This window comes from Nucisporomicrobium flavum (genome assembly GCF_016464385.1).
GTDB classification, from domain to species: domain Bacteria; phylum Actinomycetota; class Actinomycetes; order Mycobacteriales; family Micromonosporaceae; genus Actinoplanes; species Actinoplanes flavus_A.
On record NZ_JADMLH010000003.1, the window covers coordinates 707,463 to 720,602 of the forward strand.

8 protein-coding genes are annotated in these 13,140 nt (G+C 72.0%); 2 read left to right on the forward strand and 6 right to left on the reverse strand.

Annotated features, from left to right (window positions below; genetic code table 11):
• Positions 1-25 precede the first annotated feature (25 nt).
• From IT780_RS11305 to IT780_RS43055, 3 genes are all read right to left on the reverse strand, one after another.
• The gene (locus IT780_RS11305) at positions 26-2,539 is read right to left on the reverse strand and encodes an ABC transporter permease (protein ID WP_199511389.1); all 2,514 of its coding nucleotides are present in this window, start codon (positions 2,537-2,539) and stop codon (positions 26-28) included.
• A 3-nt stretch (positions 2,540-2,542) separates the two neighbouring features.
• Complete coding sequence (locus tag IT780_RS11310) at positions 2,543-3,325, reverse strand: ABC transporter ATP-binding protein (RefSeq protein WP_233412530.1); 783 nt, start codon at positions 3,323-3,325, stop codon at positions 2,543-2,545.
• Between the two features lie 358 nt (positions 3,326-3,683).
• Positions 3,684-5,420: a VWA domain-containing protein gene (locus IT780_RS43055; RefSeq protein WP_199511391.1), complete on the reverse strand. Its 1,737-nt coding sequence runs from the start codon at positions 5,418-5,420 to the stop codon at positions 3,684-3,686.
• Between the two features lie 263 nt (positions 5,421-5,683).
• Between IT780_RS43055 and IT780_RS11320 the strand changes: the two genes are divergently transcribed.
• Positions 5,684-6,724: a S1 family peptidase gene (locus tag IT780_RS11320; RefSeq protein ID WP_199511392.1), complete on the forward strand. Its 1,041-nt coding sequence runs from the start codon at positions 5,684-5,686 to the stop codon at positions 6,722-6,724.
• A 106-nt stretch (positions 6,725-6,830) separates the two neighbouring features.
• On the forward strand, positions 6,831-8,003 hold the full coding sequence (locus tag IT780_RS11325) for a cytochrome P450 (protein ID WP_199511393.1): 1,173 nt from the start codon (positions 6,831-6,833) through the stop codon (positions 8,001-8,003).
• A 6-nt stretch (positions 8,004-8,009) separates the two neighbouring features.
• On the opposite strand, the gene bla is transcribed toward IT780_RS11325, so the two are convergent.
• The 3 genes from bla to IT780_RS11340 form a co-directional block, all read right to left on the reverse strand.
• Positions 8,010-8,885: a class A beta-lactamase gene (bla, locus tag IT780_RS11330; protein WP_199511394.1), complete on the reverse strand. Its 876-nt coding sequence runs from the start codon at positions 8,883-8,885 to the stop codon at positions 8,010-8,012.
• Positions 8,886-8,967: 82 nt separating this feature from the next.
• The gene (locus tag IT780_RS41760; RefSeq protein ID WP_233412531.1) at positions 8,968-12,015 is read right to left on the reverse strand and encodes a glycosyl hydrolase; all 3,048 of its coding nucleotides are present in this window, start codon (positions 12,013-12,015) and stop codon (positions 8,968-8,970) included.
• Positions 12,016-12,162: 147 nt separating this feature from the next.
• Positions 12,163-13,092, reverse strand: coding sequence for a hypothetical protein (locus tag IT780_RS11340; protein ID WP_199511395.1), 930 nt, complete (start codon positions 13,090-13,092; stop codon positions 12,163-12,165).
• Between the last annotated feature and the right edge of the window lie 48 nt (positions 13,093-13,140).

Below are 13,140 nucleotides of genomic sequence, written 5' to 3' on the forward strand. Positions count from 1 at the left end.
CGGGCGAATCACGCTCGCAATCCAGCTATTCCTTGATGCCGATGCTCGTGACCGGCGGTACGCGCAGCAGCCGCGCGATGGGCAGAATGGTGGTGAACAGGGCGAGCAGAGTCGTGCCGCCGATGACAGCCACGTATCCCAGCGGGGGCACGTACGGCACCATCTGCCCGGTGAGCGCGTTCACCACCGACACCAGGGTCACGGCTGCGATGGCACCGCCGATGAGGAGCGAGACCCCGAGCAGCCCGGCCTGTTCCGCGTGAACCATGCGCTTGACCTGCTTGGTGGTGACACCGACCAGGCGCAGCAGGGCGAGCTCGCGGCTGCGGGCGAGGGCCGCCATGACCATCGTGTTGGCGGAGGCGAGAGCGGCGTAGCCGATCATGATGCCCATCAGCAGCTTGTTGATCCAGGCGTTGAGGGCGAAGGCCTCGGCGAGCTGGCCGGTGATGTCGGCCGTACCGGTCAGGACGCTGCCGGGGTACCGGGCGGCGATGTCGGCCAGTGCGGCGGTGGCATCCCGGCCCGGTTCGGTGCGCACCAGGATCCGTTCATAGCCCGTGGCGGCGGTGTGACCGGCGATGACCTTCTTGTCGACGGTGACGTCGCCGAAGCCCATGCCCCGGTCGTAGATCGCGACGACGCGTAGGTCCGTCCGCGAGCCGTCGCCCAGAATCACCCTGACCTGGTCGCCGATCTTCCAGCCGTGGGTTTCGGCCTGCTGGGTCGCCACTGCCATGGCGGGTCCGTGCAGGTCGGCCAGGTCGCCGCTGTGCACCTCGAGGTCCATGATGTGGTCGAGGCCGCCGGGGTCGACCCCCTGGACACTCGCGCTCTCGGAGGCCCCGTCCGGTATCAGCGCGGTGGTGCGGACGCCGGTGGCGGCCACCACGCCGGGAACCTTCCGGACCTCGTCCAGGGCGGTGTCGGGCAGGCCGGCGGCCGAGATCACGGCATGCTGGGCGAGCATGCCGTCGTGGCTCTGCGTCACGATCTGGCGCTCCAGGTTGTCCTGGAGGAACCAGACCGAGCCGCCGAGGCCGACCGACAGCACCAGCGCGGTCAGGACGGTGACCATGCCCTGGGCGTTGGCGCGCAGATTGGCCGCCGCGAGGTAGCCGCTGTTGCCCCACACCCCGCGCAGCAGCGGGGCCAGAAGGCGGGCGGCCAACCGGTTGATCCACGGCGCGAGCAGAGCGACCGCGAGGACGAACATGTAGAGCAGGCCGGTCGCGGCACCCAGGGCAGCGGTCCCCTTCGCCGCGGTGGTGGCTGTGGTCAGGAAGAAGCCACCGGCCAGGGCGGCGAGCCCGAGAATCAGGCGGAGTCTGCTGTTACGGCCTGACTCCACGGCAACCTCGCCGAGCGCCTCCGTGGGGCGGATCCGTACCGTCCGGCGGGCGGCGATCAGCGCGGCGCACACCGCCACCACGATCGTCGCCACGGCCACCGCGGCCGCCGCCAGCAGACCGGCGCGGATGGGGAAGGTGTCCGGGATGAACGACCGGTCGACGAGTTCCCGGCGGAGCCATCGGGTGGCGGCCCAGCCCGCGGGGACACCGGCGGCGACCGAGAGCACGCTGAGCAGCCCGACCTCGATGACGATCAGCCGGGCGACCTGCGCGGGGGTCGCGGCGATGGCGCGCAGCAGGGCGAAGTCGCGGCGGCGGTGCCGGACCGACAGGCCGATGGTGCCCGCCACGACGAAGATGACGAGCAGCACCACGTACCCGCCGAAGACCGAGCCGAGCATGACCAGGAGGGTGCTGGCCGCCTGGCCCTCGGACTGTTCCAGCTTTCCTCGGTCGTCGCCGGCGTAAGCCCTGACACCGGCCTCAGTGGCCAGCCGGCGCACGCCGGCCACCAGGCCTGCGCGGTCGGCGCCGGGCTCGGCGAAGACACCGATGACGTCGACCCGGCCCTTACGGGGGTAGAGAGAGGCCGCGTGTTTCTCGGTGAAGAACACCGCGGGCGAGGCGGCGGGGCCGGGCCGGGGGCCTTCGTGACGCACGATCCCGCTCACCCGGTACGCCCTCGGGCTCCCGTTCACCAGCATCGTGACCTCGACGCCCGGAGCTGCCGAGCCGGCCAGGCGCTCGTCCAGCGCGATCTCGCCGTCACGGGCGGGTTCGGCGCCGGAGATCAGCCGGTACGGGGTGAGCGCGGTGCTCTTCCATCCGTGGCCGATGGCGCTGCCGTTCGGCAGGATCGCGGTGACAGTCCGGTCGGCGACGACGGCGGCCACGCCCGGCAGCTGCCGGATCCGGTCGGCCAGGGAGGCGGGCACCGAGCCGCCCTCCGGCAGCGTCACGGTGGCGGTGTCCTCGGCTCCCATCGTCTTCTCGTCGAGGCTGATCTCATTGTTGGCGACGACGACGTCCGTGGCGGCGAACCGCTCGGGGGCTGCCTTGAATCGCAGGCCCGACTCCACGAGCGTTCCCGTGGACATCAGGATCACCACTCCCACCGTCAGCGCCAGGAGGGTGGCGAACACGCTGCCCACGCGGCGGCGCAGCATCTGTGCGGCGAGCTTCAGCATCGGTCAGCCCTCCTGGGTCGCACGCGGGCGGCGGCCGAGCGATGCCAGGTGCTCGGCGATGCGCTCCGCACCCGGCTGCGGCATGTCGTGCACGACCTCGCCGTCGGCCAGCACCATCACCCGGTCGGCGTACGAGGCCGCCACGGGATCGTGGGTCACCATGATCACCGTCTGCCCCGTCTCGTCCACCACCGAGCGCAGCAGGGCCAGGACCTCGCCCGCGGTCTGGGTGTCGAGGGCGCCGGTCGGCTCGTCGCAGAAGATGACCTCCGGCCGGGTGGCCAGTGCGCGGGCGATCGCGACACGCTGCTGCTGACCCCCGGACAGCTGCGCGGGCCGGTGCGTCAGGCGGTCGGTGAGCCCGACCCGGTCGACGACCTGCTGGATCCAGGCGGCATCCCCGCGTTGCCCTGACAGTCGCAGCGGCAGCAGGATGTTCTCCTGCACGGACAACGCTCCGATGAGGTTGAACGCCTGGAACACGAACCCGACCTTCGACCGCCGCAGCTTCGTCAGCTTCGTCTCCGAGAGCTGCGACAGCTCCGTGTCGCCGACCCACACCATGCCGCTGGTCGGGCGGTCCAGCCCTGCCGCGGTCTGCAGCAACGTGCTCTTGCCCGAGCCGGACGGGCCCATCACCGCGGTGAACGTCCCCCGCTGGAAGACCGCGTTGACGCCGACGAGCGCGGTCACCGCCTGCGGCTCCGAGCCGTAAACCTTCCGCAGTTGCTGAACTCGTACGGCGGACCCGGCCGCCACCATTCCCGAAGCGGAACCGACATCCATCGCAGCGCTATTCATTGGCATCGCAGTTTTCCATTCCCGTTGAATTGCTCGATGGAACGACCGTATTTTTCGTCGTCGATCGCAGCAATCCCGGTTGCAGGACAGTGGGGGTAGCGCAGGCTGTACCGTCCGGCCCGACCCGGCGGCGCATGGCAGGGGAGCGCCCGGAATGCTCGGTCACCGGCAACGCCCATAGACCACAATGGCCGCCTTCGGCCGGCGTGCCCGGCCGGCCGTGACCGTTCCTCTGAGCCGAAAGGCTTATAGGTTGACGGCCGTAATGGTCACCTGCGGCGCCTTCGGCCGGTCCAGAATGCCTGCCGGTCGGGGAGCGGCAGCCGTGGACCGTGCTCGGTGGTCAGCGCGGCGTGGCTGTGCGCAGGGACAAGGCCTGGAGGAAGACGGCCTCGATCTGGGCGGGGTCCTCCGCCACGAAGACGCCGCCGCCCGTCACGTCCGTGATCTGTTCCAGCGGCTGGCGGTCCACCGCGTCGCCGAGGCCGACGATGATGATCTGGACCGGGCGGTCCGCGGATTGCAGGCCCTTGAGCTGGCGGAGCAGGTCGGGCAGGGAGATCTCCTCGTCGCCGACGCCGTCGGTGAGGACGATGAGGGAGTTGACGCGGCCCGGTTGCCAGCCGTCGCGGAGCTGGCGGTAGCCGTCGACGATCGTGCGGTAGAGGGCGCCGTCGCCGCCGCTGGGGCGGACCGCGCCGAGGGCCGCGGCGACGGAGCCGCGGTTGTCGCGGAGCGGGCCGATGCCGACGAGCTCGCGGTGGTTGCCGCCGGCGTCGAGGCCCGCGGCGGAGATCCAGAGGCCGAGCTGCCAGTCGTCGCCGAAGAGCTTGAGGCCGCCCTTGGCCGCGGAGAGGGCGACCTGCATGCGGCTGGCGTTGCGGGCCGACGGGACCGGGGTGCTCATGCTCCTGGAGGCGTCGACGACGGCGAGGGCCCGGGCCGGGGCGACCACCGCGGACCAGGCGGCCAGCGTGCGGTTGATGGCGGCGTCATCGACCTTCGGGCTCGCGGCGCTGCCGCCGTCGGCCGGGGGAGGGGTCGCCCTCGGCGCTCCGGTGGGCGTCTGCAGGCCGGTGGGGATGGTGCCGTCGGGCGAGCGCAGACCCGCGGCGCCGAGCCGGTCGCGGAACGCCGGGCTCTGGGTGAGGTGCTCGTACAGCCGGTGGGCGGCGTCGGCGTGGTCCGCGTCGGCGTCGGGGAGCACCGCGAACGGGTAGTCCAGGGGCGCTGCCGAGGGGGTCAGGTACAGCGCCGTGAGCGGTACGGCCGGCTTGTCGGAGTTGTACGCGATGACGTCGTGCTCCGGCATGACGGCGAGGCCGAGGCTGCCTGCCAGGGTCCCGGGGTCGTCGGACTGCGGCAGCTGCGCCATGAGGTCCTCGCGCAGCGTGGAGGCGTCGGTGGCGAGCGCGCGGAGGACGGCCCCGGCGGCGTCGGCGCGGGGCTGGCGGGCCGCGGCGGCGTTGAGGGCGAGCAGCCCGGACAGGGCGGCGGCGTCCCGGCTGGGGTCGACCGTGCCGGCGCGGACGCTGGTGTCCGTGGTCATCGTCCGGAGCAGGTCGGCATAGGTGAGCTGCTTGCGGGGCCAGCCGAGGTCCTTGGCGACCGGCTCGGGCATCGCCACGACGACCGGGCTCTGCGCCAGCGATCCGTCCTCGGTGAACGCGAAGGCGGGTGCCGCGGCGCGCAGGCGGAGCAGCCAGGAGGCCGAGTCGGCGACCCACACGTCCGGCACCGTCGCGGCCTGGGCGGTGCCGACGCCGGCGAGCGTCACCCCCTGCTCCCGGCTCACGGCGGCGGCCACGTCCGGTGCGCTGCGGTCCTGGACGTCGACGGCGACGCAGCGGCCCTTGCCGGCCGTCGTGCGGGTCCACTCGGCGGCGGTCGTGCGCAGCGCGGGTGCGATCTCCTGCGGGGCGGCCACGGTGAGCCGCACCGGGGTGGAGCAGGTGGCGGCGTCGACCCGGCCGACGCCGGTGCGCACGCCGACGACCACGCCGGCCACGGCCAGCGCGCCGGCCACGATGGCGGCGAAGCGCGCGGCGGGCTTGAGGTGTCGACGATGGCGGCCTGTCACGCAGCAATCATGGCCGTATCGACCGGCATGCGCCAGTCTCGGCAGCAACCGGTACGAATTCATCGGCCCGTCATCCCGGCTGAGTGATAGCCCGATGTTATGCATGCGGCATCTGCCCAGGTCACCGGCGTCTTGATCACCGTCTAGGCAACCGTACGCAAGAAATCGGAAGCCTTGAGTTGTCATCGATTGTTCTCAATACTTCGGATGGCACTCGGTACGCCGGGCTCCCGGCGTACCCCCATCCCCCACCGGAGGCCCCCGTGCGTAACCCCGGTTCCAAGCTCGGCCGACCGATCGTCGGCCTGGCCGCCGCCCTGCTGCTGGGCAGCGCGTTCGCGTCACCCGCGTCCGCCGCCCCCACCGGCCCCGCCGCCGACCCGTCCTTCGCCCCGTCCGCGCTGGCGTCCACCCTCGACGCCCGGCTCGGTGACCGGACCGCCGGCTCGTACGTCGACAGCAGCGGCAAGCTCGTCGTCAACGTGACCGACGCCGCCACCGCCCAGTCCGTGACCGCCGCGGGCGCCACGCCCCGGTACGTCCAGCGCAGCGGCGCCGCGCTGGCCGCCGCCGACGCCACGCTCAAGTCGACGCTCAAGACCCCCGGCACGTCCTTCGCCGTCGATCCGATGAGCAACCAGATCCTCGTCACCGCCGACAGCACGGTGACCGGCACGAAGCTCGCCGCGGTGAAGGCGATCGTCGCCAAGCTGGGCGACAAGGCGCGCCTCGAGTCCGTACCGGGCACGCTGAGCACCCGGCTCTCCGGCGGCGACGCGATCTACACCGGCGGCGCGCGGTGCTCGCTCGGCTTCAACGTGCGCAGCGGCAGCACCTACTACTTCCTGACCGCCGGGCACTGCACCAACATCGGCAGCACCTGGACGAACGGTTCCACCACGATCGGCACCCGGGCCGGCACCAGCTTCCCGGGCAACGACTACGGCATCGTGCGCTACACCAACACGAGCGGGATCAGCGGCAGCGTCGGCGGGCAGGACATCACCTCCGCGGGCACGCCGGCCGTCAACTCCACGGTGTACCGCCGCGGCAGCACCACGGGCACCCACTCCGGCCGGGTCACCGCGCTCAACGCGACGGTGAACTACGCCGAGGGCTCGGTCTCCGGCCTGATCCGTACGACGGTCTGCGCGGAGCCGGGCGACTCGGGCGGTTCGCTGTACTCCGGCACCACCGCGCTGGGTTTGACCTCCGGCGGCAGCGGTAACTGTCGCTCTGGGGGCACGACGTACTTCCAGCCGGTGACGGAGCCGCTGAGCGTGTACGGCGTCTCGGTCTTCTGACAGAGCCATCCTCCACCACGGAAAGGCCCCGGCCGCCCGCCGGGGCCTTTCTGCCGTCCCGGTGCAAGAAGTCGACATCCGTCTATTAAGCAAGAACAATGGCGGGATGCCCGCTGAGACCCCCGTCGAGTCGCACCGCAAGATCGCGCGCGGCGAGCTCGCCCCCGGATGCCCCGTCCACGCCGACGCCGACGGTGTCTGGCACGTGCAGGACTTCGCGACCGCGCGGGCGATGCTGCGCAGCACCGAGACCCGCCAGGCCGGCTTCGGCGCCGAGAACGCCCGGAAACTCGAGGGCCGGATGCGCATGCCCGTGCTGTACCGCGACGGGCCGGAGCATCGTGAGCACCGTCGGCAGACGGCGAAGTACTTCACGCCGCGGCGCGTCGACACCGCGTACCGGTCGCTGATGGAGCGTCTCGCCGACGAGCAGTGCGCGGTGCTGCGGCAGCGGGGGGAGGCGGACCTGTCGCAGTTGTCCTTCGCCCTGGCCGTCGCGGTCGCGGGCGAGGTCATCGGCCTCACCGAGAGCGGGCGCGGCATGGCCCGCCGGCTCGACCGCTTCTTCGAGGAGAAGGCCGCGGCCAACCGGCTGGTGGCGCTCTGGAAGGAGATCCGCTCCAACGCCAACATGGCGCTGTTCTACTGGCTGGATGTGCGCCCGGCGATCCGGGCCCGCCGCCGGGAACGCCGCGACGACCTGATCTCTCACCTGCTCGGCGAGGGCTGCAGCAACAGCGAGATCCTCGGCGAGTGCGTCACCTTCGCCGCGGCCGGCATGGTGACGACCCGCGAGTTCATCACGCTGGTCGCCTGGCACCTGTTCACCGACGAGGGTCTGCGGGCCGCGTACGCCGAGGGTGACGAGAAGCAGCGGGTCGCCATCCTGCACGAGATCCTGCGCCTGGAGCCGGTGGTGGCCAACCTGGCCCGCCGCGCCACCGCCGACCTCCCCATGCCGGGCGCCGTCATCCCGGCCGGCGCCCGGATCGACATCGGGGTGGCGGCGGCCAACATGGATCCCGGCGCGGTCGGCGCCGACGCCGGTCAGGTCTGTCCGGCGCGGCCGCTGGCCGATGGTGTGGCCGATGCCGGGCTGTCCTTCGGCGACGGCCCGCACCGCTGCCCGGGGGCGTACATCGCGATCCAGGAGACCGACATCTTCCTCCGCAAGCTCTTCGCGGAGCCGGGCCTGCGGATGGTCACCGCGCCGACGGTCGGCATCCGCGCCGAGATCGCCTCGTACGAGCTGACGAGGATGCGCCTCGCCGTCGGGTGAGCCCGGTCAGAGCCGTCCGAGCGAGCGCGCGAGTACGGTCGCCGTCTCCGCGATCAGCGCGTTCTCGTACGCGGCGTCCGCGGCGAGCTTGTTCGTGTAAACCGCCATGATCAGTGGCGCACCGGCCGGCGGCTGGACGAGCGCGAGGTCGTTCGCCGGGCCGTACGCGTCACCCGACCCGGTCTTGTCCCCGATCGTCCAGTCCGCGGGCAGGCCGGCGCGGATGCGCTGGCCGCCGGTGGTGTTCGCGCGCAACCAGGCGACCAGCTGCGCTCGGTCGTCGGGGTGCAGCGCGGAGCCGAGGGTGAGCGCCCGCAGGTCCCGCCCCGCGGCTTCCGGCGTGGTGGTGTCGCGAACCTCCGTGGGCGACCAGAGGTTGAGGTCGGTCTCGTACCGGTCCAGGCGCGTGACCCGGTCGCCGAGGCCGCGGACGTAGCGGGTGACCCCGGCGGGGCCGCCGATGCGGTCGAGGATCAGGTTGCCCGCGGTGTTGTCGCTGTACGTGATCGCCGCCCGGCACAGCTCGGCGACGGTCATGCCGTCCTCGACGTGCTGTTCGGTGATCGGCGAGTAGGAGACGAGGTCGTCGGCGCTGTAGTGGATGACGCGGTCCATCAGGCCGGGCTCGCAGTGCCGGGCGCGGTCGAGGACCGCCGCCGAGGCGATCACCTTGAACGTGGACAGCAGTGGGAAGAGTTCGCTCGAGCGGTGCCGGACCACGCGGCCGTTGCCGGTGTCCAGGGCGTACGCGCCGATCCGCGCCGCGTACCTGCGTTCCAGGTCGGGAAGGCCCGAGGTGGCGCGCGCCGCGCCGGGGAGCAGGAGCAGCGCGGCCGCCGAGGCGCCGCCGGTGATCAGGGTCCGCCGGGTGAAGTCAGCCATGGGGCCGACCCTGCCGGTTTGTCCGTTAAATACATGTGAAACGGCGGCCCTCCGAGGACGGAGGGCCGCCGTGGCGAAACTGTCAGGCCGTGGCCCAGAGCGCGGGCACGTTCGGCGGTTCCCAGCCCGTCAGCGACGTGTGCGCCTGCAGGCAGCGGTACCGCACGCCGCTGTAGGTGACGACCGCGCCGACCGCGTACGCCGTTCCGGGAGCCCACGCCGTGCCGCTGGGTGCGGTCGTGGTGGGCGGCGGAGTGGTCGGGTTGGTCGTCGGCGGGGTCGTGGCGGGCGGCTGCGTGGTGCCGGTGCACGCGCCGTACACCTTGAACTCCCACAGCGAGTAGCCGTAGGGCGTGCCGCGTTCCGTCCCGTTCACCCGTACATACCGGGCAGTGCCCGAGATTCCGACCGTACGGACGCCCGCCGCGCCGTCGGTCACCGTGGCCGCGGTGGTCCAGGTGCTGCCGTCGGTGCTGGTCTGGATCTGGTACGTCTTGCCGTACGCGGCCTCCCAGTTCAGTTCCACCCGACCGAGCGCCTGGGCGGAGCCGAGGTCGACCTGCAGCCACTGCGGGTCGGCGAAGGCGCTGGACCAGCGGGTGGCGGTGTCCCCGTCCACGGCGAGGTTCGCCGGGTAGCCGGCCTCGACGCTGGACGAGGTGGCTGGCTTGCCCTGGGAGAGCAGCGGGCCGGTCGTGCAGGCGGGCGGCGTGGTCGGCGGGGTCGTGGGCGGGGTGGTCGTGGGCGGCGTCGTGCTGGTGCCGCCGCCGGTCGCGTTGCCGCCGGTCCACGAGACGGCACCGGTCGCGACCGTCTTGCCGGCCGGGACGTTGACCGTACGGCCGTCGGAGAACGTGACGGTCAGCGCGGCGTTGGTGATGTTCGACGCGACGTACGTCTTCGCGCCGTTCTTGGCGAACACCTTGGCGAGCGGGTGGTTGGCCGTCACGCCCGTGTCCACCTGGCCGAGCGCAGCCAGGTTACGGATCCAGTGGAAGGTGTGCGCCTTGCTCTCGCCCTCCTCAGAGGTGTACGAGCTGTTCGCGCGGAACTTCGCCAAGGCGGCGTCGGGGTCGCCCAGGGCCAGGTACTGCCAGAGCATGTCGCGCCAGACGGTCGGCTCGCCGCCGTTGTTGCGGACCAGTTCGGCGTACGTGTCCCGTACGGACTGCGGGTAGTCGCCGAGGTAGAGCTGGCCGCCGGTCATCGGCAGCATGTTGATGCCGACCACCATGGCGTGCTCGCCCGAGAACCAGGTCGCGTACGCGCCGCCGGACCCCCACACGATCGCGCTGTAGTTGTGCCCCCAGGTCGACGGGAAGTTCTCGTTGCGGACGTCGAACCAGTACTCGTTGATGGCCGCCGCCTGCGTGGTGTGCAGCCAGACGCCGGCGTCACGGACCGCGTTGTTGCCGGTGGCCTGGCCCCACTGGATGAGCGCGTTGGCGAAGTTCTGGCCCTCCGACGAGGACTCCTGGTTGTTGCCCGCGCCGAACGCCCCGTGCCCGGAGGCCCAGTCGTGGCCCTCGTAGATGTCGAAGTCGCGCAGGTACGGGAACCGCGTGTCGGTGCGGTCGTAGTTGTTGGCGTCGCGGATGAGCAGGTCGACCATGCCGCCGTACCGGCCGGTGGCCGCCCACGCCGGGTCGAACTTCGCCAGGGTCGCCGCGGCCGCCACGAAGTAGCCGTAGTGGAAGTGGTGGTCGTTCAGGTCCTCGTCCGAGGCGTACGACGCGGGGTAGCCGATCAGCGTGCCCCAGTTCTTGTCGTAGTAGAACAGCCGCGACGTCTTGCCGGAGGAGGCGGTGAACCAGTCGGTGAGCCGGGTACGGATGACGTTCAGCGCGGAGTCCCGTACGGACGTGAGGTTGAGCTGGTCGGCGATCTCTGCGATCCGCGCGGCGCGGCCGAGGCCCTTGCCCGTCCAGTACGTGTCGTCGCCGCGGAAGTCCGCCGGGTTGTTCAGCTCGTTGTTCAAAAACGTCGTCACCTGGGTGAGGTCGGTGCCGCTGGAGTCGGCGACCGCGGGGATCTCCGGCAGCACGCCCGTGTACTTCATCGAGGTGCTGAACGACGTACCCGTGACGATCTTCATGGCCCCGCGGGGTGACACGTACGTGCGGGACAGCGGGCTGGCGCCGGTGAGGTAGCGCCACTGGTGCGGGTAGAGCGCGATGACCGTGCCCGACCCGCTGCCCTCCCGCGCGGTGGTGGTGAACGAGTACGTCGTGTTCACCGTGCCGGCCGCCTGGTTGTACGTGTACGCGAGCCGGGTGCCGGTGACGTGGTTGTGCGCGTACTGCCCGAAGGTGTCGGCGAGGGCGACCTTGTCGGCCGTGCTCGCGCTCGACAGGGTCGGCAGGACGGCCACCGAGAAGTAGCCCTTGCCGGCGAGCGAGGAGCGGATCGTGCTGCCGCTGACCGTCCACGTCGAGCCGGCCGGCCCGTACGCGACGAAGTCGTGCCCGCCGATCGAGAAGCCGATCCGGCTGCCGCTGTTCTGCCACGCGGTCGGCGGCCCGGTGATCGTCAGCAGCGCGTCGCCGCCGGTGACCTGGTAGTACGACATCGGCAAGCCGTGGCCGATCGTCGCCTTCATCGTGCGCGCGCCGTCGCTCCAGGACGGGGTGACGGTCCAGTCGCTCCACCCGTCGACCAGCGCCTGCGACGCGTTCAGGCCGGCCACACCGACGACGACGTGCTGCGCGTACGGATAGTGGAACTCGCCCAGGCCGGTGCCGCTGCCGCTGATCGCGGGGTCCGTCTGGTACGACAGCCCGAGCCCGCTCGCCACCGGCCGGTACGCGGCCGGCCCGGCGAACAGGGGCTGGGAGAAGTTGCAGTCGTCGCCCTTCTTGAACAGCAGCGACGACCACCAGTCGTTGGTGGGCACCGGGCCGGCGGGCGCGTTCGCGGTCAGGTACTGGCGCGGGTTGGTCGACATCGAGCCGCAGCCGGTGGGCAGCTTCGCGCCGGCCGGCAGGGACTCGGTGTAGCTGCCGGCGCCGACGGTGGCGGCGTCGGCGGAGCCTCCGACGGTGACGGCGAGGATGCCGCCGGCGAGGGCGACGAGGGTGGCGGTGGCCAGGCCGGCGAGGCGGCGCCGGCGGCGGGGGAGCGGGGGTGTCATGGTGCGGTGCCTCCGGTGGGGACTCGGGGGTCGCCTGAGCCGCGGCGGGGAACCGCGACCCGTGAGAGCGCTCTCACGGTCCGGTGAGGCTAACCGTCACACCATGTTTCGTCAATGTTTACATTCGTGAATAGGCGCAGGTCAGGCTTATTGCCGCGCGTCGGGCAGGTTCTCCTCGGCGATCCGCTCCTCGCCGCGGCGGCGGAACAGCTTCAGCCCGGGCAGCCCGGCGATCGCCAGGTGCAGGTCGTTGGTGACCTCCAGCAGCTTGTGCAGGTCCGGCCCGACCTGGTCGAGCTTGCTGAGCAGCGGCAGGACGTCGCCGGTCAGGTGCTCGCGCAGCCGCGGCAGCTCGTCGATCATCCTGATCGCCGCGGTGACCTCCTCGGGCGTCAGCTCCTGCACGAACCGCGCCGCGAGCGGGGCCGCGCGGCGCAGCGTCGGCGCGTACCCCTCGAGCAGCTCCATCGCCTCGGCCGACGTGCCGCTCGCCTGCTCGACCACCCCGGCGGCCGCGCCGGTGATCGCGCCGGCCTCCTCCACGATCGCCGCGGCGCCCTCCACCGCGAGCGCCGCCGCGGCCAGGATGACCTTCACCTCGCGGACGCTGTCCGCGGCCTGGCCGGCGGTCGCGTCCACCCGGGCGACCAGCGTCTCCGCGTCGGCCACCGTGCCCGCGGTGCGCGCGACCAGCACTTCCGCCTCGCCCACCGTGCCGCCGGCGCGGGCCACGAGTGCGCCCGCCGCGGTCGCGGTGCCGTCGACCCGGCCCATCAGCGTCTCCGCGCCGCCCACGGCCCCGTCGACCCGGCCCATCAGGCCCTCCGCTTCACCCACGGCCCCGTCGACCCGGCCGATCAGGCCCTCCGCGGAGCCGACCGCCCGCTCGACCCGGTCGATCAGCGCCTCGGCGCGCTCGGCCAGCACGGTGATCCGGCCGACCATGAGCTCGGTCTGGCCGAGCAGGCCCAGCACCCGGAACGGCACGGTCGCCACGGTCGCCGCGGCCCCGGCCACCTGACCGATCGCGGAGCGGGTGAACTCGACAAGGGTGGCGGGTGAGGGCAGCAGAGCCATGGGTTCATTGTGCCCACCGAAAGCCATCACGAACCGTACTGGTGATCA